The sequence below is a fragment of the Shinella sp. 838 genome, assembly GCF_029623935.1.
GTDB lineage: Bacteria > Pseudomonadota > Alphaproteobacteria > Rhizobiales > Rhizobiaceae > Shinella.
In genome coordinates, this window is record NZ_JARSBQ010000002.1 from 340098 (window position 1) to 365822 (window position 25725).

General features: G+C 66.6%; 27 protein-coding genes and 1 pseudogene. 21 read left to right on the plus strand and 7 right to left on the minus strand.

What is annotated here, in order from left to right:
* Nucleotides 1–6 precede the first annotated feature (6 nt).
* From P9A16_RS09290 to P9A16_RS09335, 10 genes are all read left to right on the plus strand, one after another.
* Nucleotides 7–2346 carry a putative monovalent cation/H+ antiporter subunit A gene (locus P9A16_RS09290; RefSeq protein WP_024270261.1) on the plus strand — a complete coding sequence of 780 codons (2340 nt, stop codon included), beginning with the start codon at nucleotides 7–9 and terminating at the stop codon, nucleotides 2344–2346.
* Complete coding sequence (locus tag P9A16_RS09295) at nucleotides 2343–2759, plus strand: Na(+)/H(+) antiporter subunit B (protein WP_023516525.1); 417 nt, start codon at nucleotides 2343–2345, stop codon at nucleotides 2757–2759. Before P9A16_RS09290 ends, P9A16_RS09295 begins: the two co-directional genes overlap by 4 nt.
* Nucleotides 2759–3136 (plus strand): Na+/H+ antiporter subunit C, encoded by a 378-nt coding sequence (locus P9A16_RS09300; RefSeq protein ID WP_023516526.1) that lies wholly within the window; start codon nucleotides 2759–2761, stop codon nucleotides 3134–3136. Before P9A16_RS09295 ends, P9A16_RS09300 begins: the two co-directional genes overlap by 1 nt.
* A gap of 17 nt (nucleotides 3137–3153) precedes the next feature.
* Entirely contained in the window at nucleotides 3154–4695 is a 1542-nt protein-coding gene (locus P9A16_RS09305; RefSeq protein WP_023516527.1) for a Na+/H+ antiporter subunit D, read from the plus strand.
* A gap of 1 nt (nucleotide 4696) precedes the next feature.
* Nucleotides 4697–5170, plus strand: coding sequence for a Na+/H+ antiporter subunit E (locus tag P9A16_RS09310; RefSeq protein ID WP_023516528.1), 474 nt, complete (start codon nucleotides 4697–4699; stop codon nucleotides 5168–5170).
* On the plus strand, nucleotides 5170–5535 hold the full coding sequence (locus P9A16_RS09315; protein ID WP_023516529.1) for a cation:proton antiporter: 366 nt from the start codon (nucleotides 5170–5172) through the stop codon (nucleotides 5533–5535). Before P9A16_RS09310 ends, P9A16_RS09315 begins: the two co-directional genes overlap by 1 nt.
* Nucleotides 5535–5891: a monovalent cation/H(+) antiporter subunit G gene (mnhG, locus tag P9A16_RS09320; RefSeq protein WP_023516530.1), complete on the plus strand. Its 357-nt coding sequence runs from the start codon at nucleotides 5535–5537 to the stop codon at nucleotides 5889–5891. The genes P9A16_RS09315 and mnhG overlap by 1 nt, the downstream gene beginning before the upstream one ends.
* 413 nt (nucleotides 5892–6304) lie before the next feature.
* Nucleotides 6305–6739, plus strand: coding sequence for a MucR family transcriptional regulator (locus tag P9A16_RS09325; protein ID WP_024270260.1), 435 nt, complete (start codon nucleotides 6305–6307; stop codon nucleotides 6737–6739).
* A gap of 235 nt (nucleotides 6740–6974) precedes the next feature.
* Nucleotides 6975–7403 carry a helix-turn-helix domain-containing protein gene (locus P9A16_RS09330; RefSeq protein ID WP_024270259.1) on the plus strand — a complete coding sequence of 143 codons (429 nt, stop codon included), beginning with the start codon at nucleotides 6975–6977 and terminating at the stop codon, nucleotides 7401–7403.
* Complete coding sequence (locus P9A16_RS09335) at nucleotides 7396–8190, plus strand: DUF6456 domain-containing protein (RefSeq protein ID WP_024270258.1); 795 nt, start codon at nucleotides 7396–7398, stop codon at nucleotides 8188–8190. The genes P9A16_RS09330 and P9A16_RS09335 overlap by 8 nt, the downstream gene beginning before the upstream one ends.
* Nucleotides 8191–8323: 133 nt before the next feature.
* Here P9A16_RS09335 and P9A16_RS09340 read toward each other — a convergent pair whose 3' ends face one another.
* Together P9A16_RS09340 and P9A16_RS09345 are read right to left on the minus strand one after the other, a co-directional pair.
* Nucleotides 8324–8743: a SufE family protein gene (locus P9A16_RS09340; RefSeq protein ID WP_023516683.1), complete on the minus strand. Its 420-nt coding sequence runs from the start codon at nucleotides 8741–8743 to the stop codon at nucleotides 8324–8326.
* Nucleotides 8744–8951: 208 nt separating this feature from the next.
* Nucleotides 8952–9377, minus strand: a complete 426-nt coding sequence (locus tag P9A16_RS09345) for a DUF5330 domain-containing protein (RefSeq protein ID WP_024270257.1) — start codon at nucleotides 9375–9377, stop codon at nucleotides 8952–8954.
* Between the two features lie 512 nt (nucleotides 9378–9889).
* Here P9A16_RS09345 and P9A16_RS09350 point away from each other — a divergent pair.
* The 6 genes and pseudogenes from P9A16_RS09350 (at nucleotide 9890) to P9A16_RS09375 (ending at nucleotide 16218) form a co-directional block, all read left to right on the plus strand.
* On the plus strand, nucleotides 9890–11419 hold the full coding sequence (locus P9A16_RS09350; RefSeq protein WP_023515333.1) for a sensor histidine kinase: 1530 nt from the start codon (nucleotides 9890–9892) through the stop codon (nucleotides 11417–11419).
* Entirely contained in the window at nucleotides 11391–12116 is a 726-nt protein-coding gene (locus P9A16_RS09355) for a peptidoglycan-binding domain-containing protein (RefSeq protein WP_023515332.1), read from the plus strand. Before P9A16_RS09350 ends, P9A16_RS09355 begins: the two co-directional genes overlap by 29 nt.
* Before the next feature lie 122 nt (nucleotides 12117–12238).
* Nucleotides 12239–13689: pseudogene (locus P9A16_RS09360) on the plus strand (methyl-accepting chemotaxis protein).
* 85 nt (nucleotides 13690–13774) lie between these two features.
* Complete coding sequence (locus P9A16_RS09365; protein WP_037406084.1) at nucleotides 13775–14146, plus strand: DUF1491 family protein; 372 nt, start codon at nucleotides 13775–13777, stop codon at nucleotides 14144–14146.
* Between the two features lie 193 nt (nucleotides 14147–14339).
* Nucleotides 14340–15992, plus strand: coding sequence for a hypothetical protein (locus P9A16_RS09370; RefSeq protein WP_050743545.1), 1653 nt, complete (start codon nucleotides 14340–14342; stop codon nucleotides 15990–15992).
* Between the two features lie 94 nt (nucleotides 15993–16086).
* Entirely contained in the window at nucleotides 16087–16218 is a 132-nt protein-coding gene (locus P9A16_RS09375; RefSeq protein ID WP_023514001.1) for a hypothetical protein, read from the plus strand.
* 9 nt (nucleotides 16219–16227) lie between these two features.
* On the opposite strand, the gene P9A16_RS09380 is transcribed toward P9A16_RS09375, so the two are convergent.
* Entirely contained in the window at nucleotides 16228–17205 is a 978-nt protein-coding gene (locus tag P9A16_RS09380) for a DUF2336 domain-containing protein (protein WP_050743546.1), read from the minus strand.
* A 594-nt stretch (nucleotides 17206–17799) separates the two neighbouring features.
* Between P9A16_RS09380 and P9A16_RS09385 the strand changes: the two genes are divergently transcribed.
* Entirely contained in the window at nucleotides 17800–17988 is a 189-nt protein-coding gene (locus P9A16_RS09385; protein WP_023514003.1) for a hypothetical protein, read from the plus strand.
* Nucleotides 17989–18119: 131 nt separating this feature from the next.
* Here P9A16_RS09385 and P9A16_RS09390 read toward each other — a convergent pair whose 3' ends face one another.
* Genes P9A16_RS09390 through P9A16_RS09400 form a run of 3 tightly spaced genes read right to left on the minus strand, consistent with a single transcriptional unit; the run spans nucleotide 18120 to nucleotide 21470 of the window.
* Nucleotides 18120–18671, minus strand: a complete 552-nt coding sequence (locus P9A16_RS09390; RefSeq protein ID WP_023514004.1) for a DUF1254 domain-containing protein — start codon at nucleotides 18669–18671, stop codon at nucleotides 18120–18122.
* Entirely contained in the window at nucleotides 18664–19257 is a 594-nt protein-coding gene (locus P9A16_RS09395) for a DUF1214 domain-containing protein (RefSeq protein WP_023514005.1), read from the minus strand. Before P9A16_RS09395 ends, P9A16_RS09390 begins: the two co-directional genes overlap by 8 nt.
* A 29-nt stretch (nucleotides 19258–19286) precedes the next feature.
* Nucleotides 19287–21470: a transglycosylase domain-containing protein gene (locus P9A16_RS09400; RefSeq protein ID WP_024270253.1), complete on the minus strand. Its 2184-nt coding sequence runs from the start codon at nucleotides 21468–21470 to the stop codon at nucleotides 19287–19289.
* Nucleotides 21471–21792: 322 nt separating this feature from the next.
* Between P9A16_RS09400 and P9A16_RS09405 the strand changes: the two genes are divergently transcribed.
* Nucleotides 21793–22278: a YcgN family cysteine cluster protein gene (locus P9A16_RS09405; RefSeq protein WP_023514007.1), complete on the plus strand. Its 486-nt coding sequence runs from the start codon at nucleotides 21793–21795 to the stop codon at nucleotides 22276–22278.
* Between the two features lie 7 nt (nucleotides 22279–22285).
* On the opposite strand, the gene P9A16_RS09410 is transcribed toward P9A16_RS09405, so the two are convergent.
* The gene (locus P9A16_RS09410) at nucleotides 22286–22618 is read right to left on the minus strand and encodes an MmcQ/YjbR family DNA-binding protein (RefSeq protein WP_023514008.1); all 333 of its coding nucleotides are present in this window, start codon (nucleotides 22616–22618) and stop codon (nucleotides 22286–22288) included.
* A 260-nt stretch (nucleotides 22619–22878) separates the two neighbouring features.
* Between P9A16_RS09410 and P9A16_RS09415 the strand changes: the two genes are divergently transcribed.
* The 3 genes from P9A16_RS09415 (at nucleotide 22879) to P9A16_RS09425 (ending at nucleotide 25661) form a co-directional block, all read left to right on the plus strand.
* Complete coding sequence (locus tag P9A16_RS09415) at nucleotides 22879–23442, plus strand: hypothetical protein (protein WP_024270252.1); 564 nt, start codon at nucleotides 22879–22881, stop codon at nucleotides 23440–23442.
* A 355-nt stretch (nucleotides 23443–23797) separates the two neighbouring features.
* On the plus strand, nucleotides 23798–25048 hold the full coding sequence (locus P9A16_RS09420; protein WP_081870689.1) for a terminase large subunit domain-containing protein: 1251 nt from the start codon (nucleotides 23798–23800) through the stop codon (nucleotides 25046–25048).
* A 1-nt stretch (nucleotide 25049) separates the two neighbouring features.
* Nucleotides 25050–25661 (plus strand): chitinase, encoded by a 612-nt coding sequence (locus P9A16_RS09425; protein ID WP_024271088.1) that lies wholly within the window; start codon nucleotides 25050–25052, stop codon nucleotides 25659–25661.
* Nucleotides 25662–25725: the final 64 nt, after the last annotated feature.

Genomic DNA, 25725 nt, shown 5'->3' on the forward strand with positions numbered 1-25725 from the left:
GACGGAATGATTCCAGACACGATGGGCTTGACCTTCCTCGCCTTCTGTCTGCCGTTTCTCGGCGCGCTCATCGCGCCGGCGCTCACGCGGCTTCTCGGACACCATGCCGCCTGGCCCCTGGCGCTGGTGCCGGCCGCCGTCTTCCTCCATTTTCTCGGCTTCAACGCGGAAGTGTCGCGCGGCGAGATCGTCACGGGCGGCTATGCCTGGGTGCCGTCCTACAATGTCAGCTTCTCCTGGCTGATCGACGGCCTGTCGCTCGCCTTCCTGCTGCTGATTTCCGGCATCGGCACGCTGATCGTGCTCTATGCGGGCGGTTACCTGAAGGGACATCCGCATCAGGGGCGATTCTTCTCCTTCATCCTGATGTTCATGGGTGCGATGCTCGGCCTCGTCGCCTCCGACAGCTTCCTGATGCTCTTCGTCTTCTGGGAGCTGACCTCGATCACCTCCTTCCTCCTGATCGGCTTCGACCATGCGCGGGAAGCCTCGCGCCGCGCCGCGCTGCAGGCGCTGGTCGTCACCGGCGGGGGCGGGCTTTTCCTTCTGGCGGGACTGCTGCTCCTGTGGAACGTCACGGAGGTCACGCAGCTGTCGCTGCTGATGTCCTTCGGCGCGGAGGTGCGGACGAGCCCGTTCTACCTGCCGCTGCTTTTCCTCATTCTCGGCGGCGCATTCACCAAGTCGGCGCAGTTCCCGTTCCATTTCTGGCTGCCGAACGCCATGGAAGCGCCGACGCCCGTCTCGGCCTATCTGCATTCCGCGACCATGGTGAAGGCCGGCGTCTATCTCCTGATGCGGCTCAATCCCGTGATGGGCGACACGGTCGCCTGGGAGACGATCCTGCCGGCCTTCGGCGGGCTGACGCTGCTCGTCGGCGCGGTGCTCGCCATCCGCCAGACGGATCTCAAGCTGATGCTGGCCTATACGACGGTCGCCTCGCTTGGCCTTCTCGTGATGCTGACCGGCTTCGGCTCGGACCATGCGGTGGCCGCCGCTGCGCTTTATCTCGTCGCCCATTCGCTCTTCAAGGGCGCGCTCTTCATGGTCGCCGGGCTCGTCGACCACGAGACGGGCACGCGCGACATCACGAAACTGGGCGGGCTCAAGCGGGCGATGCCCGTCACTTTCCTCGCCGCGCTGCTTGCCGCGCTCTCCATGGCCGGCCTGCCGCCCTTCTTCGGTTTCCTTGCCAAGGAAGAGATCTATGTGGCGCTCGCCGGCGGCAACCTGCGCCAGATCGCCTTCACCGCCGCGGCCATCATCGGCAACGGCCTGATGTTCGCCGTCGCCTTCGCCGTGGCGCTGAAGCCGTTCCTCGGCGCGCCGGTCGAGACGCCGAAACATGCGCATGAAGGACCGGCCCTCCTTTGGATCGGTCCCATGCTGCTCGCCGTCATGGGGCTGGTCGTCGGCGTCTTCTCCGCGATCACCCATGCCGTGCTGACCTCGCCGCTTGCCTCCGCCATTGCCGGAAAGCAGGAGACGGTCACCATCTCGGCCGTGCCGCATCTCAGCCTCGCACTGGCGCTGTCCGCCGTCACCGTTGCCTTCGGCATTGCCGTCTTCCTCTTCCTCGACAAGGCGCGCGCGATGGCGAACCGGCTGGTCGAGGACATCGGCTGGGGACCGGACCGCGGCTTCGACCAGGCGATGACCGGCCTCGTGCGCGCCGCCACGACGGTCACCCGGCTCGTCCAGCCCGGCCGCATGGAAATCTACATGACGGCGACCTTCGCCGTGATCGCGCTCGCGCTGCTCGTGCCGCCGGCGGTCTATGGTGAATGGCCGCGCCTGCCGGTCTGGCCGGCCGACATGCCGTTCCACGAACTGGCGGTCATGGTGCTCGCCGTCGTCGGCCTCTGCGCCGTCTTGACGGCGAGCAATCGCCTGACGGCCATCGTCGCGCTCGGCATCCAGGGCTTTTGCGTCGCCATGCTCTTCCTGCTCTTCGGCGCGCCGGATCTCGCCTTCGTGCAGTTCATGATCGAGACGCTGTCGGTCGTCATCCTCGCCCTTGTCATGACACGATTGAAGCTGACACCGCGCGACCACCGGCCGCTGAGGGAGAAGATCCCGGATGCCGTGATCGCCATCGCCTGCGGGCTCGGCTTCTCGCTCTATCTCCTCAAGGTCACGCAGGGCCGCTTCGACACGGCGCTCACCGATTTCTTCAACCTCTATTCCAAGACGATCGCCCACGGTGCCAATGTGGTGAACGTCATCATCGTCGATTTCCGCGGCACGGACACGCTGGGCGAGATCGCCGTCGTCATGGTGACGGGCCTGGCGATCCTGTCGATCATCCGCATCCGCAAGGGTGGCAAGGCGGGAGGCAAGGCATGAACACGCTCATCTTCCGCACCGTCGCGCCGTTCCTCACCGCGCTGATGGTGCTGTTCTCGATCTTCGTCTTGCTGCGCGGCCACAACGAACCTGGCGGCGGCTTCACGGGCGGGCTGATCGCGGTCTCCGCGCTTGCGATCTTCGGCATCGCCAACGGCATTGCCGCCGTGCGCAAGGCCCTGTGGTTCCACCCGATGGCGATCTCGGCCTTCGGCCTCTTCATCGCGGCGGTCGCCGGCCTTATGTCGATCTTCTTTGCCGTGCCCTTCATGACCGGGCTCTGGGTCTATCCCGTCATCCTCGGCGTCGAGATCCCGCTCTCCAGCGTCATGCTGTTCGATACCGGCGTCTATCTCGTGGTGGTGGGGGCAATCACCTCCATCGCGCTGGCGCTCGAGACGGAGGACGTCTGATGGAAGTGCCCTTCGTCTTCCTCATCGGCCTGTTCTTCGCCGCCGCCGTCTATCTGATGCTGTCGAAGTTCCTGGTGCGCGTGCTGCTCGGCGTCGTGTTGCTCGGCAATGCGGTGAACCTGCTGCTCTTCACCAATGGCCGCATTCTGCGCGAGGTGCCGCCGATTATCCCCGCCGGCCACGACGTGCCGCAGACGCTCACCGCCAATCCGCTGCCGCAGGCCCTCATCCTGACGGCGATCGTCATTTCCTTTTCCTTCTTCGCCTTCCTGCTGGTGCTCGTCTACCGCGCCTACCAGGACCTCGGCACCGACAACGGTAACGAGATGCGCCTGGCGGAGCCGGAGAACGATCCCCTCCCGCCGACCGGCTACTGACAGGAACCGCCCCGCCAATGGCCGCTACGCCTACCGATCTCTCCGCAGCCCTCGTCATGACCCCGGTCGCAACCCTCGACTGGCTGGTCGTCCTGCCGCCCGTCTGGTGCATTCTGGCCGGCGCGGTGCTGCTGATGGCCCGCAAGTCGCTGCACCTGCAGGGCTTCCTTGCCGTTCCCGCACTGGCCGTGCTGGTGCTGCTCGATGCGCTGCTGCTCGGCCATGTCCTGGCGAACGGCCCCGTGACGATGGTGATGGGCCGTTGGCTGCCGCCGTTCGGCATCGCGTTCACGGCGGACCTGACGGGCGTGCTCTTTGCCCTCGTGGGCGCCGTCGTGGCGCTTGCGGGCGCCGTGCACGCACTCGGCGATATCGACGGCAGCGGCCTGCGCTACGGCTTCTATCCCTTCCTGCTCCTGCTGATGGCCGGCGTTTCCGGCGCGTTTCTGACCGGCGACATCTTCAACCTCTATGTCTGGTTCGAGGTGCTGCTGATCTCGTCCTTCGGTCTCCTCACGCTCGGCTCGGAGCCGCGGCAGATCGACGGCGCGATCAAATACGCCTTCCTGAACCTCATCGCGACGACGCTGTTCCTCGTCACCACGGGCTATCTCTATGGTATCTTCGGCACGCTCAACATGGCCGACATTGCCACGAAGGCGGCGGCGGGCCGCGCCGAGCTGCCGCTGATGACGCTCGCCATGCTCTATCTCACGGCCTTCGGCATGAAGGCCGCGGCCTTTCCGGTGAATTTCTGGCTGCCGGCCTCCTACCACACGCCGCGCGTCGTGGTGTCGGCGCTGTTCGCCGGCCTGCTCACCAAGGTCGGCATCTATGCGCTGCTGCGCACGCTGATCATGCTCTTTCCCGTCGAGCGGGAGGAACTGAGCTTCGTCATCGCGCTGGCGGGCGCCGCCACCATGATCCTCGGGGCGCTCGGCGCGCTCGGGCAGAGCGACATCCGCCGGCTGCTCGGCTATCTCGTCATCTCGGGCATCGGCGTCATGCTGGCCGGCCTGTCGCTCGGCAGCCCCGGCGGCACGGGCGGGGCGATCTTCTATGCGCTGCACTCCATGGTCGTGATGACGGCGCTCTACATGGCTGCGGGCCTTGCCGGGCGGCTTGCCGGCTCGTTCGATCTCGCCCGTCTCGGCGGGCTCTACACGCGCTCGGCGCTGTTTGCCGCCCTGTCGCTGGTGCTGTTCTTCGCGGTGTCCGGCCTGCCGCCGTTCTCCGGCTTCTGGCCGAAGGTCATGGTGGCGAAGGCGGCGATGGATATCGGCGCCTGGTGGCTGGCGGCGGTGGTCTTCCTCACCGGTTTCCTGACGACCATCGCAGTCGGCCGCGTCTTCCTTCTGGCCTACTGGCGGCCGGCGGGCGGCGCGCTGGCGGATGAGGCCATTCCGGCAAGCGCGCTGCTGCCGCTTGCCGCGCTCACCGCGCTGACGGTGGTCTTCGGCCTCTTTCCCGAGGCGCTGCTCTCCACCATCCAGCTGGCCGCGCAGGGGCTGGCCGATCCGCGGGCCTATATCGGCTCGGTCTTTCCGGGGGGGAACTGACATGCGGCCCGCCTTCACCATCGCCCTCCTGGCGCTGTTATGGCTCGCCGTCTCCGGCAGCTTCACCCTTCCCAATCTCCTGCTCGGCCTTGTCGCCGGTGCGCTGTCGCTCGCGCTGATCCGCGATCATATCCAGCCGGACGGACGGCGCATCCGGCCGCTCAAGCTGCTGTCGCTCGTCCTCCTGTTCATCAAGGAGCTGGCGCTCTCCGCCTGGAAGGTGGCGGTGCTGGTGGCGAGCCCGAAAATGGCGTTGAAACCCGGCATCTTCGCCTTTCCGCTGACAGTCGACCGGGATTTCGAGATCACGCTGCTTGCCAACCTCATCACGCTGACGCCGGGCACGCTTTCCGTCGACGTTTCCGCCGACCGCAAGGTGCTCTATGTGCACGCGCTCGACTGCTCCGATCCCGTCGGCACCCGGCGGGACATCGCCGATGGTTTTGAGAAGAAGATCCTGGAGGCCTTCCGCTGATGGGCGCCGAAACCGTCATCTCCGCCGCCGCGACCATCGCGCTCTTCCTGATGTGCGCGGCCTTCTTCCTGACGGCCTACCGGGTCGTCAAGGGACCGACATTGCCGGACCGCATCGTCGCGCTCGACATGCTGGTGGCCATCGCCATCGGCTTCATCGCCGTCCTCGCCATCAAGACCGGCTTCAACCTCTATATCGACATCGCCATCGCGCTTGGCCTCGTCGGGTTTCTTGCCACCGTGGCCTTCGCGCGCTTCGTGCTGCGCCAGGGCATGGAGGCGGACGAACCGGCGGCGGGCGGCGAGAGCCCCGCCCGCAAGGGCGTACGGCAGGGCAAGGCAACCAGGGCAAGGAGGCGGCGCTGATGCTGGATCTCGTTCTTTCCATCGTCGTCGCCGTCATGCTGGTCGCCGGCGGCATCTTCACCTTCCTGGCGGCCCTCGGCATCGTGCGCCTGCCGGATGTTTATACCCGCATGCACGCCGCCTCGAAGGCGGGCACGGTGGGCTCCGGCCTGATGCTCTTTGCCGCCGGCATCCATTCCCTCGACGCGGCGATCTTCACGCGCGCGCTCGCCGGCTTCATCTTCTTCGTGCTGACCGCGCCGATCGCCGCCCACCTCATCGCCAGGGCGGCGCACGAGGCGGGATATCGCTTCTCGCGCCATGCGGTGCTCGACGAGATGCGCGATGCGCGCGAACGCGGCAACAAGAAGCGTTGATAAAGGGTTGAGAAGCAAACCCTGAGAAATTGTACTATCCACCAATTTTTAGTGGTTTCTATTTCACCTCAAAGATTCCAATGTTATTTCTCTAAAATAATACTGGACAACGAATTGCGGAATGATATTCCAAGTGAAGTAAAGCATTCGGGTTGATTTAGCTTGCGTGCGGTTTTCCTGTTTAAGTTGAGTTCGGACCGTATTTATGCCCGCGGGGTATATGTCTCGGAAAGAGCCGGCATGTGACGCGGCGACCGCTGTAGTGGAAGTTATATCGACAGAAATGTCTGCATTTCCGCCGGCGAGCATTATTCTGCCACAGGATCGCCCGACAAAGACGCTTTACGCCGAATTCATTGTCCAGGCCGGTGGATAGGGCCATCGACCTTCGTGTTGTCCGACAGGAGAAAGAAATGACCGAAACAACCCTTGGCGCCGGCTCCAATCTGCTTGTGGAACTGACTGCCGATATCGTCGCTGCCTATGTCGGCAACCATGTCGTTCCGGTTGCAGAACTGCCGGGTCTGATCGCCGACGTGCATGCCGCACTCAACAACACGACGCAGCCCGCTGCCGCCGTGGAAGTGCCCGTTGTCGCCGAAAAGCCGAAGCCGCCGGTTCCGGTGAAGAAGTCCGTGCAGAACGACTACATCATCTGCCTGGAGGACGGCCAGAAGTTCAAGTCGCTGAAGCGCCACCTGATGACCCATTACGGCATGACCCCGGAAGAGTACCGCGAGAAGTGGGACCTGCCGGCAGATTACCCGATGGTCGCGCCCGCCTATGCCGAGGCCCGTTCGCGCCTCGCCAAGGAAATGGGCCTCGGCCAGCGCCGCAAGGGCAAGTAAGTCTCGCATCCATCCATGCGAATCGAAGGCCGGTCCCGAAAGGGGCCGGCCTTCTGCGTTTATGGCCTGTCTGGCTACGCATCGGAACCAGATGTGAAGGAAAAAATGCCTAGGTGGGGACATCAGGCATAAATTTGCAAAGAAATTCAATGAGTGGTTGCGCGATTGTGCTTCATTCATCCCCGGTCATCCTCTAGGGTGTATGAATAAATTCCTATAAACGGAGTGGCCAGTCATGCACCAGTTCATCGTTCCCCACCGGCGGGCATCCCTCAAGACCGCATCCGGTCCTGCGCCGGAGATCAAATGCGTCGTGCCCGACGCGCCAGCACCGGTCGTGCCGGCCGGTATCGCCTGCCGCATCGTGCGCCAGCTCGTCCTGGAAATGATGGCCATGGCGGGCGACCGGGCGCTCTGGCGGCGGGACAGCCGGCGCTCCGCCTGCCATGTGCGCCAGATCGCCATGTATGTCTGCCACGTCGTGCTGCGGCTGCCCCAGGCCGATATCGGCGCCGCCTTCGGGCGCGACCGGACGACGGTCGGCCATGCCTGCAATGTGGTGGAAGACCGCCGCGACAATGCCACCTTCGATGCCTTCGTCTCGGCGGTCGAGCGCGTCGTGCAGTCGGTCTTCGGCCCGGCGGGGATCGGCAGCCATGGGTGAGGGGGCGGTGGTGGACGATGCCGCGCTTGCAAGGCTCCTGCGCTTTCTGCTGGTGGCCGATGGGGCAAAGGTGACGGAGGACGAAGCGCTTGCCGCCGACGGGCGCCGGCAGCGGCTTGCCCCGACGCTTCTGGCCGAGGCGGTGCGCCGCGGGCTGGTGCGGCGCGAGGGCGACCGTGCCTTTGCGGCGGGGGAGGCGCGCGCCTATCTCAGGCGCCGGCTCTGCACGGCCGGAACGCCCTTTGCCGAACAGCACCGCGACATGACCGAGGTGACGGTGGTGCGTGACGGGATGCGGGAGCGGGCGCGCGCCAACCGGCTGGAATCGCCGCTTGCGAGCCTGACACGGCTGAAGGAGAAGACGGGCGAGGCCTTCCTGCCGGAGACGGCCTTTGCCGCCGGGGAAAGGCTGCATGCGGATTTCACCCGCGGCGGCCTGCAGCCGCGGTTGACCATGGCGTGGGAGCCGCGCATCGCGGGCCGCCAGAAAGGCGAGGCGGGCACGGCGCGCGCGCTCACCGATACCGCGCTTGCCGCGCGCCTGCGGGTCGCGCACGCCATTGCGGCGATCGGCCCGGAGCTGTCCGGCGTCGCGCTCGATGTCTGCTGCTTCATGAAGGGACTGGAGACCGTGGAGCGCGAGCGGCAATGGCCCGCCCGCTCCGCCAAACTCATGCTGCGCGCCGCCCTGATGGCGCTCGCCCGCCACTATGCCCCGCCGGTCCCGGCCGGGCGGCGGTCGCATGCCTGGGGTGCGCAAGGCTATCGGCCGGAACTGCCGGGATGAGGAGCCGTACGCCGCGGCGTGTTGGCGCGCCGCGCGGTGCCTAGAGCATTTCCAGCCGAAGCGAAATCGCTTCGGCGTCGGATAATGCGGTAAAAACAAGAATCCAAAGCTTTTCCTGTGAGCCGGAAATGCCCTAGGCCGCCACCCGTACGGCGGCTTCTTCCCGTATGCGCCGCACCATCGAGCGCAGACCGTTGGCGCGCTGGGAGGAAAGGTGCTCGACGAGGCCGATGGCGTTGAAGGTGTCGATCGCATCGAGCGCGGCGATCTCGGAGGCGCGCTTGCCGGAATAGATGGCAAGCACGATGGCGACGAGGCCGCGCACGATGTGGGCGTCCGAATCGCCTTCGAAGGTCATCATAGGATCGGCGCCCGCATCGGCCTTGCTGACGAGCCAGACCTGGCTGGCGCAGCCCTGCACCTTGTTGGCGGCGGTGCGCTGTTCCTCCGGCAGGTCCGGCAGCGCCTTGCCCAGCTCGATCACATAGCGGTAGCGGTCCTCCCACTCCTCGAGGAAGGCGAAGTCGTCGATGATCTCTTGCAGCGTGGCCATGGTTCTTCCGTATGCGGGGACTGCCTTCATATAGGCGAGCCGGCCCGGAATTTGAACCGGAAAGCGTGCGGACAAAAAGAAACGCCGTAGGGAACGGGTCCATACGGCGGTTGCAGGGCAACGAGTGAGGCAGGCAGAAAAACGGTCACGCGAGGTCCGGGCGGGAAAAGACGGCCTGTTCCGGACATGCGGGAAATGGGTGGCGGTATCAGCCCTTGTGGTCGGGGCGGCGGGTCGGGATGGCAACGGTGCCGGTGATGACCTCGTCGTCGGCATCGATCGTGGCAACGGCCGGAAGCGGCTGGTCGAGCGCTTCTTCGGCGGCCGGATCGGCCTTGGCGACGGCGGTGCCTTCTTCGGCGAACTGGGTATCGAGGAACTGATAGGCGATGCGGGCGCCTTCACGGGCCCGGTGGCCGAGGGCGACGAAGGTCTCGGCGCCCTTTTCGCAGACGTCCGGCTTTTCGAGGCACATCGCCGTTACATAATGCAGCGCTTCGCTGGCGGCAGTGAACGTGTCGCCGATCTCGACCGTCGGGCCCTTTTCCAGCTTGGCGGAGGATTCCGCGTCCAGGAAGGGGAGCAGGACGAGAACCATTGAGAACCAGAACGTTCCCTTGATCAGAAACCACATCGCTTGCCATCCTCGTTATCGCCTCGGCTCTTTGCGGCCTTCGGCTTGTTTGGTCCTTGGCGAACCGTTGATGCGAGAATAGGGGCGGGAAGGAAATTCCCCTTTGAAAGAATCATTCGGGTTTTGCCCAGTTTTGATTAAAATGCGATCTATCTCGCCTTTCCCGGCACTTTAAACGCATTTGAGGCAGATTTTAGCGATCGCCGTTAAGGATCGTGGCGGGCAGCGCGGCAGCAAGGCGCCGGAATGCCGGGAGGGGCCTTTCCCGCCCTTTGCCCCAGAAGTTAATATGAACAGAAAAATGCCGCAAAATGAGGCGCTTACGCCCCGTTAACCACGCCGGACGAATGGCCGTTGGATTGCCCCGAAATGGGACTTTTGGGCCTTTTTGCCCCGCTTTCCGGCCCCGTCGTTTATTCTTTCCTTAAGTCGCCGATGCGATTTTGGGCTCACCAAAAGAACATAAACGGCAGGGTTTTGCGTTGCGCCAATTGACCACCATCGCTGACAGAATGGCAGCCCGCCTGGGCGCCGTTGCTGGCGTTGCTGGCGCACCTGCTGCCGGTCAGCGTCCGTCCGCGTCGCTGCGCGCCACCACGCTGGCGCTGCTGGCGGCCGTTCCCGGCCTGCCGCTTGCCCTCTCCGCCGTCATGCCCGCCTCCGCCGCGCTGCCCGCCGGTGTGGCGCTGGCCGGTGCCGGCGCGCTGCTGACGGCCGCGGCCGCCTCGACCTTCAAGGAAAAGCCGGCACTGCAGAAAACCTTCGCCGAGGAGCTGGCCGCCGCCGCGCCGCCGGCCGCCTCTCCTTATGATCTCTTCGCCGGCCTCGTGACGCTGCACGATGCGCGTGGCTTTGTCACGGCGGTGCATGGCCGCGACCGCGCCGACATGCTCGCCTGGATGCGCGACCCTGCCGGCCGCGGCTATCTCGACCAGATCCATGTCTCCGACCGGATCGGCTTCCTCGCGGCGATCGACCGTCTGCGCCAGGGCGGCACGCGCGAAACGGTGGACGTGCGCATCGACCGCGCGCGCATCGAGGCCGATGCCGAGCAGTTCACCCATATGCGCGTGGAAATGACGGCGCTTGCCGGCGCGGACGGCGCGCTTGCCGCCGTCGTCGCCCAGTCGCGCGACATTTCCGACGAGGCGAAGCTTCGCGGCGAGAGCGCCCGCAAGGCCGCCGAGGCCGAATCGGCCAACGATGCCAAGACGCGGTTCCTTGCGGCCGTCAGCCACGAGCTGCGTACGCCGCTGAACGCCATCCTCGGCTTTTCCGACATCCTCGCCGGCGAATATTTCGGCAAGCTGCAGAACGACCGGCAGCGCGAGTACGTCACGCTGATCCATCAGTCGGGCTCGCATCTCCTGTCGGTCGTCAACACGATGCTCGACGTCTCGAAGATCGAGGCGGGCCGCTACGAGCTCCTGACCGAGCCCTTCCTCGTCGCCGACAGCGTCCGGGCCTGCGAGCAGATGCTCGGCCTCCAGGCGCGCGAGAAGGGCATCAAGCTGACGAGCCGGGTGCCGCGCGCCATCGGCGAGGCCATCGCCGACCAGCGGGCGATCCAGCAGGTGCTCATCAACCTCGTCGGCAACGCGATCAAGTTCACCGACCGCGGCGGCATCGTCACCATCGATGCAGCACGCGAGGGCAGGGACCTCGTCCTGACCGTCAGCGATACCGGCATTGGCATTCCCGCCGACAAGCTGGCGCTGATCGGCCAGCCCTTCATGCAGGTGCAGAACGAATATACCCGCAAATACGAAGGCACCGGCCTCGGCCTGTCGCTGGTCAAGGGTCTCGTGGCGCTGCATGGCGGCAGCTTCGTCATCCAGAGCCGGCCGGGCGAGGGCACGGTCATCACCGTACGCGTGCCGGCGGACGGCTCGGGCGTCGCGCCGGATGGCGAGCCGCGCACCGGAACTGCATCCACCGTCGAATTTCCGCCGCGCCTTGCGGCTGTAATCGAGACGGTTTACGAGCCGTCGCGAGATGGCAAGGACACGAACGATGAACGCGCACGTCAGAAGACAGCCTGAGCGGCGGCCCCAGGGCCAGGCCCGCAAGGGCCGGTCCGGCACACGCGTGGAGCCGCGCCGGCCGAATATCGTCATCACCGGGCTCGTGGCGCTCGGCGGCCTTGCCGCGCGCCACCCGACCGTGGTCGGCGGCACCTGCGCCTTCGTCGTGGTCTTCTCCTTCGTTGCCGCCAACGCGCTGTGGTATCAGCCGGGCGGGCACCCGGCGCCGTTCCTCAAGATGCGCTCGGCCGACAATTCCCTCGGCTTCACCGCCACGCAGCCGGAGCCGCTGGACGTGACGACCTTCGTCATCGAGCGCGCCGAGGAGGGCCAGCCCTTGCCCGAGGTCACCGACGTGACCCCGGCCGAGCGGCCCTTCGACGAGGTGGCCAAGGTCATCGAGAGCAAACCCGCCAGGACGCAGACGCAGGCGGAAGTCGAGGAGGACCCGGTCGCGGCGGCCATCATGCGGGCCGAGGCCGAAGCCGATCCGGCCGTGACCTCCGCCGTCGCACGGCCTGCGCCGAGCGATCTGGTGATGAAGATCCAGAAGGGCCTCAGCAACATCGCCTATACGGATATCGCCGTGGACGGGCTGATCGGCGAGAAGACCCGCACCGCGATCCGCCACTTCGAAAAGCACTACCGCCTGCCGGTCACCGGCGAACCGAACGAGCAGGTTCTGGCCAAGCTGAAGGACATCGGTGCGCTCTGAGCCGCGTCGTGCATGCGACCAAAGTCGTATGCCTTGACTGATACATCTACCGGTTGTTTTTAAAGGATGCGTTAACCATGTCCGCCCGATGATCCGTCGATCACCGGGAGGATTGTCGAACCATGTCCAACGCTGCCTTGCGTGAGACTGCGCATATCTGGGAAGAGGACGAGAAGCCGGCGCCAGCCGATGGGGCTGCGCTGCGGCGGGTCGTCGGGTCGCTGGCCGCCGAAGCCTCGGACCTCGGCCTGCATCTCGTCGATATCGCCGGCTCCATCCAGGACACCGCCGCCCAGTCGCGCGAGCACGCGGCACTCTTCACCCGGCTGACCCAGTCGGCGACGGCGATCGCCAGCGCCAATGGCGACATTGCCCGCTCGCTCGGCGAGACGGACCAGCTGGCCGCGAGCGCCCGCCGCGTGCTGGGCGAGCAGGCGGTGCAGCTCGACGGCTCGATCGCCGCCATCGACCACATGGTGACGGCCTCCAACGAGATCGGCACGGAAATCTCGGCCTTTTCCGGCGCGCTTGCCGATGTCGGCCGGCTGGCCGACGCCATCGGCACCATCGCCCGGCAGACGAACCTCCTGGCGCTGAACGCGGCCATCGAGGCGGCGCGTGCGGGTGAGGCGGGCAAGGGTTTTGCGGTCGTGGCGGCGGAGGTGCGGGCGCTGTCGCTCGAGACCTCCAGCACGACGGCCTCCATCCAGAAGACGCTGCAGGAACTGCGCGCCCGCATCGACCGGCTGGAGGCGGCGGGCGAGGGCGCGCGTGTTTCCGCCGAGGGCGTCAAGGTGACGGCGTCCGAGGTCCAGGGTTCCTTTGCCGGCGTCGAACAGGTCATGTCGAAGATCCTCGACAGCGCCTCGGCGCTTGCCGCGACGACGGGTGCGGTGGACCGGGAATGCAGCGATTTCGCCCGCTCGATCGGTGCGGCCTCGGCCGAGATCATCCGCTCCAACGGGACGCTGCAGGGCGCGTCCGGCAAGGTCGGCGAGGTGGTGGCGATTTCCGAGCGCATCATCCAGGCGACGGCGAGCGCGGGATCGAGACGCCGGACAGCCCCTACATCCGCCTCGTGCAGCAACTGGCCGACAAGGTCTCGGCGCGCTTTTCGGCCGCCATCCGCAGCGGCGAGATGGGCATTGAGGCCCTGTTCGACCGGCAGTACCGGCCGATCCCTGGCACCGACCCGGTGCAGATGACGACGCGCTTCACCGATTTCACCGACCGCGTTCTGCCCGATATCCAGGAGCCGGCGGTGGCCGCGGACGGCCGCATCGCCTTCTGCGCGGCGATCGACGACCAGGGATACCTGCCGACGCACAACCGAAAATTCTCCGAAGCGCAACGGCCGGGCGATCCGGCCTGGAACACCGCCAACTGCCGCAATCGCCGGATCTTCAACGACCGGGTGGGGCTCGCCGCCGGGCGCAGCACCGAACCCTTCCTCGTGCAGACCTATCGCCGCGACATGGGCGGCGGCCAGTTCGTGCTGATGAAGGACATCTCCGCCCCCATAACCGTCAACGGTCGCCACTGGGGCGGGCTGCGGCTGGCGATCCGCGTGTGAGGCGGGGCTTTTCCCGGCGGCCCTGATGCGGGGCTCGCCAGCCTTCGCCATTGCCCCGCCGCGCCGTGCCGTGTATGCCGCGGCCATGCGCCTTCGCTCCGATATCTTCGTGTCCGCCCTGATGCGCCGCGTCTTCGCCCGCGGCGATTTTGCGGCTGTCGAGGTGAAGGGCGCGGAGGAGGCGGGGGCGGTGTTCGTGCGGCAGGTGTTCCGCGACGGGACGGAGAGCCTGTATGGGCCGGCGCCGCAGAGTGTCTTCGAGGCCGAGGAGAGCGGGCTCCGGCGCTTCGAGGCGCGGTTGGAGCGGGTCGAGGCGGCGGCCGTTGCCGATGCGCTGGCGCGGGAGCGGCGCTTTGACGGCGATCTCTGGGTCGTGTCGATCGAGGCGGACGCGCTCGATGACCTCATCGAATTCGCAGGAGCCGAGCCGAAGGACGACGGGTTCTTCCGACGTTAAGCCTGCGGGCGGAAACCGGCCGTGCCGATCCGGGTGAAACGGATTTTTTGCAGGAAGTGCGGTATGGCGGTTCCGGCGGGCAGGCCCCTCGCATGCGTTGGAACCCTCCCGAAAACGAGACGCATCCCGCCGTTCGACAGGCGGCGGGGCTGCCGCAGGACGTGGCCATGCCGATGACGGGCGCCGGAAAGACATGAGCAAATACGACATTCTCGAGGATCGGACATCGACCCTCGTCGCACGCGAGGCGGGCAGCCAGTGGATCGTCGCGCCCGGCATTTCCATAACCACGGCCGGCCTTGCCGTCGACGCGGGCGGGGCTTTCGCCGGACGCATGCTCGTCGTCGACGGAACGGTCCGCTCCACGGCGGGACATGCCGTCGTGCTCGGGGCTGGCACGCTGGGGAGCGACGCCGGGACCGTCGCGATCAAGGCGAACGGGGTGGTTTCCGCGGCGCTGACCGGCCTTTCCGCGAGCGGCGGCGGGCTTGTCTTTTCCAACCAGGGCACGCTTTCAGGCGATGCGGCGGCCGGCCATTTCAGCGGAGCGGGCGCCAGCATCACCAATCGGGGCTCCGTGCTGTCCTCCGGTGGGACCGGGCTGAAGGTGGCGGGCGGCGAGGCGCTGGTCACCAACCACGGCACCGTGAAAAGCGCAGGCGATGCCGTCACGGTCTCGGGCGCCAAGGCGATCATCACCAATTACGGGTTCATCCAGTCGACGGCCGATGACGGCATTCGCAGCGCCGGCCTTGCGGCGATCGTGACCAACAGCGGCACGCTGGACGCCTACCGCGACGGGCTGACGGTGTCGGGCGCGGGCGCCGTCGTCACCAACAACGGCAAGGTCCTTTCGCGTGCCGACGAGGGCGTGGTGATCACTGGCGCCAATGCGGTGGTGGCGAACAACGGTACGATTTCCGCGGCGAAGGGCGGCATCCGGCTCGACGGGGCAAAGGTCAATTTCGCCAATCACAAGGCGATAACGACAACGGCCGGCGAGGCTGTCGATATCGGCGGCGCGCACGCGCAGGTGATGAACAACGGCACGCTGAAGGGCGCAGCCGGCATCTTCAGCGACGGGGCCGGCGCGACGGTGGCGAACAACGGCGCGATCACGGCGACGAAGGGCATTGCGGTCGCCCTCCTCGGCAAGGGGCTCAACACCTTCGCCAACAATGGATCGCTGAAGGCGGAGGGCCTGGCGCTGAAGGGCGGCAACGGCAGCGAGATCGTCACCAATAACGGTACGATCCGCGGTTCGGTGGATCTCGGGGCGGGCAACGACACGTTCGACACGCGCGGCGGCAAGGTGACCGGCACGGTGGCGGGCGGCAAGGGGAACGACACCTATATCGTCGGGGATGCCCGGCTGAAGCTCGTCGAGAAGGCGGGCGGTGGCACCGATACGGTGCAGTCCACCGTCAGCTACACGCTCGGTGCCAATCTCGAAAAGCTCATCCTGCTCGGCAAGGCCGGCATGAGCGGCACGGGCAACGGGCTTGCCAATGTGCTCATCGGCAACAGCGGCGCAAACACGCTCTCGGGTGGCGGCGGAAACGACATTCTCGACGGCGGCAAGGGCAACGACACGCTCATCGGCGGCAGCGGGAAGGATGTCTTCCTGTTCGCCAAGGGGACCGGGCGTGACAGGGTGGCGGATTTCACGCCGGGCACGGACCGGGTGGATTTTTCCGGCCATGCCGAAATCACCGGCTTTGACGACCTGATGACGAACCATGCCGTTCAGCGCGGCGACGACGTGGTGATCCGCGCCGGCAACGACATGCTGACTCTGGAGCACGTTGCGCTGCGCGCGCTCGACAAGGGCGACTTCCTGTTCTGAGGGCCTGTTCCCGCGGGAACATCGCAGCGGCGCGGCGCGTGGGAAAAGGGAGCCACACAGGCGATGGCCTGTGTCGAACCCTCGGAGAAACGCCATGTTTATCGTGCTGCCCGCTCTTGCACTGCTGATTTCGGGAATGTTCGTCGTCACCATGCTGGCCGCGCTCTCGGCCGAGCGCAACGAAGGCGCGACGATTCGCGTACCGGCGCGGCGCCGGATTTTCTAATAGAGGAAATTAGCCGGCGGCGCGGTGCCGTGCGGCTTCGGAGGACCTGTCGTGGTTATCCTGCCCATTCGACTTCGCGTCGCCGCCGTTGGCCGCCTTCGGCAGGCCATTGCCATTCGTGTAGCTGTCCGCCCGCTGCCAGCTTTCGACACGGTCGATCGCCTCGGCCGGGTCTAGCGCCGAAAGCAGGGCCGCCGCACCGCCTTCGGCGAGGTGAGGGTAGATTTTCGCCAGCACGTACAGGCTGTCTTCCTCCGGCACGTCGAGCGCCAGCAGCGTCTCGGCGAGCTGCCTTCCGGACACATCGAGAAGGATACGCTCGGACAGCCACTGGCTGGCGCCGAGCGCGTCGGCGAGCGTGACGGCCAGCATGCCGGCCTCGCCCGCGCGGGCAAACCGCACGAACAGCGCGTGATGGACCTCCGTCGCCGGCTCTAGCGTCGGCGGTGCTTCGACCGCAGGCGTCGCGGCGCGCACCAGGGCCCGCAACTCCTCGCGGATCTGTTCTTCCCGCTCCAGCCTTGCCGCTTCCTTCAGCGACGCCTCGCGATCCTCGCCGGCCCTGCGGCTGGCATGATCCTGGTGGCTTGCGACCAGCGCCTCGACCATGGCGGGGGAAAGGTCGTCCCGCCGGCCGATGGCGCGGGCATGTTCGGGGCTGGCGGCGCGCAGCACATGCATCAGCGTGCGATCGGCGATGGCCTTTGAGCCCATGAGGAAAATGGCGGCGACGCCGATCGGCTGCGTGGCGATGAAGAGGGCGGTTTCGTCCGGCACCTGCGGGCAGCGGGAGAGCGCGGCGACGGATTGCCGGCGGGCTTCCTCGCTGGAGGCGCTGTAGAGCGGTTCGAAGAGTTCACCGAACTGGCGCAGGTCCGAGCGGGATGGAAAACGCAGGCTCTCGAAGCTGGAGACCGTGGCCATCAGCACGATGTCCTTCGGCCGCCCCGCCTGCGGTCTCTCCAGTTCGCGAAACCTGTCCGCCACGAAACACCCGTTATTCCCCGGAACGGCAGCCCCTTGCCGCTTCTCAATCGTTCATGAAAAGTAGAGGAAAAGCGTTAGCAAGGCGTTAACCTTGCTCGCGCGGAAACCGCAATGTTTACAAGGTGGTGCCGCCGGGGTTGCAGACCGGCCGCGTGCCGCATCGGGACAGGCCCCGCTTTCCTCGTCCGCAGGCCTGCCCTGTGCCGCAGGGAACAGCGAACACGCCCGCTTCACGCTAGTGTTAACAGCATGTTAACCCGATAGTCGCTAGTTTTAGGGACATGGATCGGCTCGTCTATTGCGATGGACGTGTTATGATTCGATCATGTGAACGGTGGATCCGCCGGCAGGCGCCCGCCGTTCCGCGAGGGAAAGGTGCGATGTTCCGGATACCGGACGGTCGCCAGACACATTCCCGTGAATGGGAAACTTCTGGTCCCGTATCGCCGTTTTCCACCCGTATGCGACTGGGGAGACATCGATCTCATGTCGCGTCCGGGGGTGACGGAACCGGATGCACCGGCCCGTTGAAACGGGCAGGGTGAGATTTGTAGGAGTGCTTCATCCGTCTCGATTCTTCTTTTGGAGGCGAGAATGGCAGACGTGGTACGATTGAAGGAATGGCTCGCGCGAACGCCGCGTCGCGACACCATTCGCCGTGCGGCTCCGGCCCAGGTTCTTCTCTTCACCGGCGTAAGATACGAACGCCTGACGCCCGCCATGCTGGCGGCCCGCGGCAAGGCGGCAAAGCAGGGTGTTCAGGACACCGCCCGCCGGCCCTGATCCTCTTCCGGTCGCTGCCCGGTGCAGCGCTGGAGCTGCGCGTGCGGCCGCCGCGCATGGCTTGAACGGGCCTGAACGGCCTTCGCGGGCAAAGGCCCCGCGTCACAAGGCTCCCTTCGGAGCGATCCTTCCTATTGTTCCGCTGCAAACGGCTCGCAGCTGGCATCCGCCAGGAAGGCGGTCGCCGCTTCCTCGCGGCTTTGTGTCGGCACGAAGGTGCGCAGCACGGCATAGCCTTCCTCGCCGCGCATCTCGACGAGGATAGACTGCTCCAGCTCGGCCGGCACGGCCTTGCGGATGCCGATGAGCTGGATGGGCGTTGCGATCAGCGTATCGAGTGCGCCGCTGACCGAGGTGCGGTCGTTCATGCTGAACACCTCGTTGGAGGCGCTGTCATAGACGGCGAGCGACCAGAAGGGCACATCGCCCTCGGCAAACAGCCGGATCGGCCCGGTCTCCACGGAAAAGGCGCAGACCGCCGTCTTCATCGCCGGGTCGTCGTTGATCGGGGCGAGGGAATCGCTGCTTCCCGCCAGCGGGAAAAAGCGGTTCGCCTCGCCGAAGGCCTGCACGCGGGTATAGGCGTCGCGGCCGGTGAAGCTCGGCAGCGAGAGGATGATGACGATGTGCAGCAGCGCCGCGCCGACGAGGCCGACGGCGATGGCATAGAGGAAGCTACGCATCGGCGCAGTCCAGCCGTGTTATGCCGGGCATGGCAAGGTCGATGACCCCGGAACTGCCGGCGGTCGGCGTGTCGAGCAGCGTCATGACCAGCAGGAACGGCGCCTTGCCCTGCGGCACGGCCAGCCAGTTGCCCGGCGTTGCCGAGGAGGCGATGCGGATGGAGAAATTGCTGTCGGCGGCGCGCAGCACCGACCAGGCGTTGAGGCCGGTTGGCAGGCCGGGCCGGGCGTCCTCAAGCGGGTTGCCGTTGCGGTCCGCCGCATGCAGCGTCCAGAGGCGCGCCGGCGGGGTGATGCCGCGGATCTCGTAACGGCAGTTTTCCACCAGCGTGCGGCTCTCGCTGTCGGTGGCGGCGGTGAAGGTCAGGCCTTCGGCACCGCCGAGCAGCAGCTTGCCGTCGCGCGCCCGGTGGGCTTTTGCATAGGGGTCGGCATCGACCGTCTGGGCGGCGGGGAAGGCGGTCCAGGGCCCGAGCGCGATGGCACCGAAGCCGACCGTGGCGCGCAGCGCGTAGATCGAGCTCAATATGCCGAGGCCGAAGGCGACGGCGAGCGCTGTGGCGATGACGAGGGGCGTGCGGAACAAGGCGATCGACCGTTGGAATCAGGTTGCCGTCACTCTGTGCGGTTCGCCGGAGCAAGGTCAAGCGCTCCGTCGAGCGCGGCGACCCGGCCATCGGCCTTCAGCGCCTTCGCCGCACCGAGTTCGCGGGCGACGTCTTTCAGCAGCTTCGTCACGTCGGTGGAGAGCGAACGCGGGCGCACGAGCGCGGGCAGCGCGTTCTCGTCGCTCGATGTCGCCGCCACCTCGCTTGCCGCCTTGCCGTCCGGCAGGGGGTTCTCGATGCCCGGAATGGGACGCAGCTCGATGCCCTGGTGGGCATAATCCATCAGGCGCTTGAAGGTCATGGCGGGCAGCGAGCCGCCGGTCATGTTGTTCGTCGAGGTATAGTCGTCGTTGCCGAACCAGACGGCGGTCGTGTAGTTGCCGGTGAAGCCGACATACCAGGCGTCGCGATAGGCCTGGGTGGTGCCCGTCTTGCCGCCCGAGACGATGCCGCGGTCGAGCGCGCCGCGCCGCGCCGTGCCGCTCACCGGGATGGTGACGAGGATGCGGTTCATCGACGACACGGCCTGTTCGGACAAGACTTCCTTTGCCGCTGGCTCGTCGCGGCCGAAATCGTAGAGGATGTCGCCGTCGTAGTTGAGGATCTGGCTGATGCCGTGGCGGCGCGACTGGAAACCGCCGGCGGGGAAGACCGCATAGCCGGTCGCCTGGTCGAGCACGGTGACCTCGGAGGTGCCGAGCGGCATGGTCTTGTCGGTGCGGATCGGCGTCTCGACGCCCATGGCTTTTGCCATTTCGGCGATACGCTTGGTGCCGAGCTTGTCCTTGGCAAGGCGCACGGGCACGGTGTTGATGGATTTGGCGAGCGCCGTCATCAGCGTCATGCGGCCGGCATAGCTGCGGCCGTAGTTCTGCGGCGACCAGCCGCCCCAGCTGATCGGCGCATCGACGATGGTCGTCTCCGGCGTCATGCCCGATTCCATGGCGGCAGCGTAGGTATAGGCCTTGAAGGACGAGCCCGGCTGGCGCAGCGCCCGTGTGGCGCGATTGAACTGGCTTTCGCCGTAGTCGCGCCCGCCGACCATGGCGCGCACCGCGCCGCCGTTTTCCACCATGACCAGCGCACCCTGCTTGACGCGGTAGCTCTCGCCATACTGGCGAAGGCCGCTTTCCACCGCCTCATCGGCGGCGGCCTGCAGGCCCATGTCGATGGTCGTGCGCACGACAAGGGAATGCTGTGCGAAGGGTTTGGCGATGCGCTGCACCTCGTCGAAGGCCCAGTCGAGGAAGAAGTCCGGCGCCGTCTTCTCGTTGCGGTCGATGACGGTGGCGGGGTTGCGTCGTGCGGCGATGACCTGGCCCTCGGTCATCAGGCCGCCCTGCACGAGATTGGTCAAAACCTCGTTGGCGCGGGCGCGGGCGGCGGGCAGGTTGACATGCGGGGCGTAGCGGGCGGGGGCCTTGAAGAGGCCAGCGAGCATGGCGGATTCGGCAAGGTTCACGTCGGTGACGTTCTTGCCGAAGTAGAATTGTGCCGCCGCGGCCGCGCCAAAGGTGCCGCCGCCCATATAGGCGCGGTCGAGATAGAGGCGCAGGATCTCCTTCTTCGAAAGGTTGGCCTCCAGCCAGAGGGCGAGGAAGGCCTCCTTGATCTTGCGTTCGATGGTGCGCTCGTTGGAAAGGAACAGGTTTTTGGCGAGCTGCTGGGTGAGCGTCGAGCCGCCCTGCACGACGCCGCCGGCGCGCGCATTCTCGTTCATGGCGCGGGCAAGGCCGAGGAAATCGATGCCGAAATGGCTGAAGAAGCGGCGGTCCTCCGTCGCCAGCACCGCCTTGATCAGGTGGTCGGGCAGTTCGTCGATCGGCACGGAATCTTCATGGATGATGCCGCGGTGGCCGATCTCGTTGCCGTAGCGATCGAGGAATGTGACGGCGAAGTCGCTCTGGGCGCGCCAGTTGCCCTTGGTTTCCTCGAAGGCGGGAAGGGCAAGCGCGAGCAGCAGGATGAAGCCGGCCGTGCCGAGATTCATCCCTTCGCCGGCAACCTCGAAGACGGCCTTCTTCCAGCCTTTGACGTGGAAGCGGCGGGAGAAGATGGTGATCTCCTCCCAGATCTCGCCCAAGCGAAAGCCGGCATTCCAGACCGTGGAATCGATCCAGGAATCGATGCGCAGGAAGATATGCCGCTTGCGGCGGCGGGGTCTTTTCGGCGTCTGGCTGTCGTCTTCCACGGTTCGCATACCTTTGGCGGGGGCGGGTCGCAGCCTGCCTGCGTTGGGTTAACGTCCTCTCACCACGGGTTTATTCGGTGAGGATATCAGTCTTTTGAAGGCAACAGAACGGATTTCGCGCGGAACGGTTAGGACCAATCGCCCTTCAGCCCAAGCCGGCCTGCAAATGGCGCTTTTCCAGCTTTCGGTGCTCACCTACCGAAAGTACGCTGCGCTCCGGGTCTTGGAAAAGCACCATTTTCGGCGCGGCCTGAACTGAATGTCGATTGGTCCTGGCGGCGGGGCCCTTGACCTTTGCCGCCAAGGGGTTCAGGGGTCGGGCATGACGATCACCAGTGCCGAAAAGCCGGACGGTCAGCCGTTCTGGAAGACAAAGACCCTTGCCGAGATGACCGATCCGGAATGGGAAAGCCTGTGCGACGGCTGCGGGCTCTGTTGCCTCAACAAGCTGGAGGACTGGGATACGGGCGAGATCGCCTGGACCTCAATCCGCTGCGTGCTGCTCGACGGGGAAAGCTGTCGATGCTCGGACTACGAGAACCGGCAGGCGACCGTGCCCGACTGCATCCGGCTGACGGTGGAGAGCGTGGCGAAGATCTCCTGGCTTCCGCCGACCTGCGGCTATCGGCTCATCCGCGACGGCGAGGACCTCTACTGGTGGCACCCGCTGGTTTCCGGCGATCCCGACACCGTGCACCAGGCCGGCATTTCCGCCCGCGGGCGCACGGTGAGCGAGGAGGGCATCGATGTCGACGACTACGAGGACTACCTCGTGACCTGGCCGCTGGAAGTGGGCGAGGGGAAGTAACGACGGTTCAGTGCAGCCGGGCCGCCACGAGCTTCTTCGGCGCCACGTTGCGCCAGGCGGTGTCGATCAGTTCACGCACCCGCGCGCCGTCCGCGCCGTCGAAATAGAGCGAGGTCCAGCCCTTGAGGCCCCAGCCGCCCGGCACCGGCGCGCAGAGGCCGGGATCCGTCTCCATGACCAGCGCCTGCTGGTCCGGCGTGAACTTCAGAACCGCCCGGCCGGCCTCCGGCAGGGTCATGAACACCTTCTCGCCCACCCGGAAGTCGCGCTTGCCGAAATGAGCACTTTCGCGCGCCCCCGGCATGCCGAGGGCCATGACCACGAGATCGTCGGATATCATGGTGGAAGGGTACCACCCTTTCGGCTGGCCGAAAAGATTTTGCCGGAAATAGGAAAATAGTCCTTGACGGCGTCACGGTCGTCTGGTAGGGTTGTGGCATAGTCGGAAAGGTGCGGGCGGAGAGATCCGGCCCGGTTTTCCCGGAGGCTGGGAGAGCGGCGATCTTCGCCCGCGGCCGGCTTGCTGCATCCGGACACAGGAATTTATTGACAGGCGCTCGTTCCCTTCGGACCGGGCGCCTTTTCATTTGGGGGATGGGCATGGAAACGGATCTGGCGATCGATCTCGATCTCTTCGGCGTCTCTCCGGTGCCGGCGGTCTATGACGGGCTGGTGGAGCAACGGGCCGGCCTCGAGGGCGGGGCGGCACTGATGCTCGACATCAAGGCCGAGGCGCCGCTCGATCCGTTTCTCGACATGCAGGCCATGCTCTTCGAGATGACCAAGGAGCTGCGCGAGCGTTTCCAGCGCTTCCAGAGCCAGAAGGTGCTGGCCGAGGCGGATGCGGATGCGCCGCAGGACGAGGCGTTCCGCAAGCAAGCGCAGGCGGACGCCAAGGCCGCGATCGAGGCGGTCTCGCTGATCGTGCGCACGCTGGAGAAGATCGACAGCCTGCAGCGCACGCTGCTCACGGCGCGGGCGGAGGCGGACGCTGCCACCGACGGTGACGAGGACGCGGCGGCGCTGGCGGCGGAGTTCGACCGGCTTGTCGAAGACCGCGTGAAGGAACGGTTGAATGCGGCGAAGGAAGACTGGATGCGTGGGCTCGGGCCAAAGCCCGGGATTGGCGGCGATGCTGCCGCGCTTGCGGAAAGCGAACCGTAGGGCACGGCGCGCCTGCCGGAGTATCGGGAAAAAATTCGACGCGGATATGCGGACGGCGGCGGCGGGTTTGAGGATGATCGAGGACAAGCGCGGGCGGACGGCGTTTTCGATCGAGGCCGATGCGCTGGAGGCGGGGATTTTGGGGCGGACGGGCGGCGAGGCTTGCCCCCCATCTGAGGCCTGCCCCTCATCCCCCTGCCGGGACCTTCTCCCCGCAGGCGGGGAGAAGGGGGAACAGGCGCTCGATTGTTCCATTCCTCTTGCTCCTGATGGGGAGGAAACCCTGGCCCCATCCCCTTCTCCCCGCCTGCGGGGAGAAGGTCCCGGCAGGGGGATGAGGGGCAAGGCCAAAGGAATGGAGCCTGTCCGCGGGGCGGCGATCGTGCCGACCAGCCTGCACCAGTTGCAGGCCTGGCACCTTCGCTACCGCCTCGCCCAGATGCCACCGGACGGCGACTGGCGGGTGTGGCTGCTGATGGGCGGGCGCGGATCGGGCAAGACGCGGGCGGGCGCCGAATGGGTGCAGGCGATCGCCAGCGGGACGGCGGACCTGCGCATCGCGCTGGTGGCCGAGACGCTGGGCGACGCGCGCGAGGTGATGATCGACGGGGTATCGGGCATCTGCCGGATCGCCGGGCGGGCGCGACCGGAATTCGAGGCCTCGCGGCGGCGGCTCGTCTGGCCGAACGGCTCGATCGCGCAGATCTTCTCCTCCGAGGATCCGGAGAGCCTGCGCGGGCCGCAGTTCCACTTCGCCTGGTGCGACGAGCTCGGCAAATGGAAACATGCGCAGGAGACCTGGGACATGCTGCAATTCGGCCTGCGCCTCGGGGACGATCCGCGCGTGCTGGTGACGACGACACCGCGACCGGTGCCGCTGCTGCGGGCGCTGGCGGGCGATCCGAAGACCGCGGTGCGGCGCATCCGCACCGACGACAATGCCGGCAATCTCTCGCCAGGCTTTCTTGTTGCGATGGCCGAGCGCTATGGCGGCACGCGGCTGGGGCGGCAGGAGCTGGACGGCGAGCTGATTGCCGACCGCGAGGACGCGCTGTGGAACCGGGCGCGGCTGGAGGCACTCCGCCAGCGCAATCCCGGGCCACTGTCGCGCATCGTCGTGGCGGTCGACCCGCCGGCGACGGCCTCGGCGGCCTCCGTCTGCGGCATCGTCGTTGCGGGGCTGGACGAGGCAGGACGGGCCGTGGTGCTCGCCGACTGCTCGGTGACGGGCGCGAGCCCGGCCGGCTGGGCGGGCGCCGTGGTGCGTGCCTTCCGCCGCTTCGACGCGGACCGGGTGGTCGCCGAGGTGAACCAGGGCGGCGACATGGTGAGCGCGATGCTGAGAAGCATCGATGTCAACCTGCCGGTGACGAGCGTGCGGGCGACGCGCGGAAAATTCCTGCGCGCCGAGCCGGTGGCGGCGCTCTACGAGCAGGGGCGGGTGGTCCATGCGGCCGCCTTTGCCGAGCTGGAGGACCAGATGTGCGATTTCGGGCCGGACGGGCTGTCCTCCGGGCGCTCGCCGGACCGGCTCGACGCGCTGGTCTGGGCGCTGACGGCGCTGGTGCTGGAGCGGGCAGGCGAGCCGCGGGTGCGGGGGATTTGAGATGGCGATCGATCGCAAGGCCTTTTTCGATGCGGTGCGCGGGACGCTGTACGGCGGCCGGCTGGCAAGGACGCAGGTGGCGGGGCTGACGGCCCTGCTCGACCGGTTCGAGCAGGGCGGCGAGACGGAGGACCTGCGCTTCCTCGCCTATATGCTGGCGACGGCCCATCACGAGACGGGCGGGCGCCTGCAGCCGGTGCGCGAGACCTTCGCGGCGACGGACGGGGAGGCGATCGACAGGCTGGACCGGGCCTTTGCCGCCGGGCGGCTGCCGCAGGTTTCCGCGCCCTACTGGCGGCGCGATGCTTTGGGGAGGAGCTGGCTCGGGCGCGGGCTCGTGCAGATCACCCACCGGCGCAACTATGCGCGGCTGGCGGAACTGACCGGCATCGATCTTCTTGCGCGGCCGGAACGGGCGATGGAGATGGCGGTCTCCGTCGAGATCCTCTTCGTCGGCATGCTGCGCGGGGTGTTTACCGGGCAGCGGCTCGACGATCATTTTACCGGTGCGCGGGCCGACTGGACCGGCGCGCGGCGGATCGTCAACGGGCGCGACCGGGCGGAGAAGGTGGCGGGCTACGGGCGGGCGTTTTTTTCGGCGCTGGGCGGGTAGATCTCAGCGGCTGGTCCCTCATCCGGCTGCCGCCCCTTCTCCCCGCAAGCGGGGCGAAGGGGGT

Coding starts and splice junctions, on each gene's coding strand:
- P9A16_RS09330 (WP_024270259.1), top strand. CDS start 6,975: ATGCACCAGTTCATCGTTCCCCACCGGCGGGCATCCCTCAAGACCGCA.
- P9A16_RS09290 (WP_024270261.1), top strand. CDS start 7: ATGATTCCAGACACGATGGGCTTGACCTTCCTCGCCTTCTGTCTGCCG.
- P9A16_RS09425 (WP_024271088.1), top strand. CDS start 25,050: ATGGCGATCGATCGCAAGGCCTTTTTCGATGCGGTGCGCGGGACGCTG.
- P9A16_RS09310 (WP_023516528.1), top strand. CDS start 4,697: ATGCGGCCCGCCTTCACCATCGCCCTCCTGGCGCTGTTATGGCTCGCC.
- P9A16_RS09300 (WP_023516526.1), top strand. CDS start 2,759: ATGGAAGTGCCCTTCGTCTTCCTCATCGGCCTGTTCTTCGCCGCCGCC.
- P9A16_RS09365 (WP_037406084.1), top strand. CDS start 13,775: ATGCGCCTTCGCTCCGATATCTTCGTGTCCGCCCTGATGCGCCGCGTC.
- P9A16_RS09410 (WP_023514008.1), bottom strand. CDS start 22,618: ATGATATCCGACGATCTCGTGGTCATGGCCCTCGGCATGCCGGGGGCG.
- P9A16_RS09325 (WP_024270260.1), top strand. CDS start 6,305: ATGACCGAAACAACCCTTGGCGCCGGCTCCAATCTGCTTGTGGAACTG.
- mnhG (WP_023516530.1), top strand. CDS start 5,535: ATGCTGGATCTCGTTCTTTCCATCGTCGTCGCCGTCATGCTGGTCGCC.
- P9A16_RS09315 (WP_023516529.1), top strand. CDS start 5,170: ATGGGCGCCGAAACCGTCATCTCCGCCGCCGCGACCATCGCGCTCTTC.
- P9A16_RS09350 (WP_023515333.1), top strand. CDS start 9,890: ATGGCAGCCCGCCTGGGCGCCGTTGCTGGCGTTGCTGGCGCACCTGCT.
- P9A16_RS09295 (WP_023516525.1), top strand. CDS start 2,343: ATGAACACGCTCATCTTCCGCACCGTCGCGCCGTTCCTCACCGCGCTG.
- P9A16_RS09385 (WP_023514003.1), top strand. CDS start 17,800: ATGGCAGACGTGGTACGATTGAAGGAATGGCTCGCGCGAACGCCGCGT.
- P9A16_RS09340 (WP_023516683.1), bottom strand. CDS start 8,743: ATGGCCACGCTGCAAGAGATCATCGACGACTTCGCCTTCCTCGAGGAG.
- P9A16_RS09355 (WP_023515332.1), top strand. CDS start 11,391: ATGAACGCGCACGTCAGAAGACAGCCTGAGCGGCGGCCCCAGGGCCAG.
- P9A16_RS09375 (WP_023514001.1), top strand. CDS start 16,087: ATGTTTATCGTGCTGCCCGCTCTTGCACTGCTGATTTCGGGAATGTTC.
- P9A16_RS09305 (WP_023516527.1), top strand. CDS start 3,154: ATGGCCGCTACGCCTACCGATCTCTCCGCAGCCCTCGTCATGACCCCG.
- P9A16_RS09420 (WP_081870689.1), top strand. CDS start 23,798: ATGGAGCCTGTCCGCGGGGCGGCGATCGTGCCGACCAGCCTGCACCAG.
- P9A16_RS09415 (WP_024270252.1), top strand. CDS start 22,879: ATGGAAACGGATCTGGCGATCGATCTCGATCTCTTCGGCGTCTCTCCG.
- P9A16_RS09405 (WP_023514007.1), top strand. CDS start 21,793: ATGACGATCACCAGTGCCGAAAAGCCGGACGGTCAGCCGTTCTGGAAG.
- P9A16_RS09345 (WP_024270257.1), bottom strand. CDS start 9,377: ATGTGGTTTCTGATCAAGGGAACGTTCTGGTTCTCAATGGTTCTCGTC.
- P9A16_RS09335 (WP_024270258.1), top strand. CDS start 7,396: ATGGGTGAGGGGGCGGTGGTGGACGATGCCGCGCTTGCAAGGCTCCTG.
- P9A16_RS09370 (WP_050743545.1), top strand. CDS start 14,340: ATGAGCAAATACGACATTCTCGAGGATCGGACATCGACCCTCGTCGCA.
- P9A16_RS09390 (WP_023514004.1), bottom strand. CDS start 18,671: ATGCGTAGCTTCCTCTATGCCATCGCCGTCGGCCTCGTCGGCGCGGCG.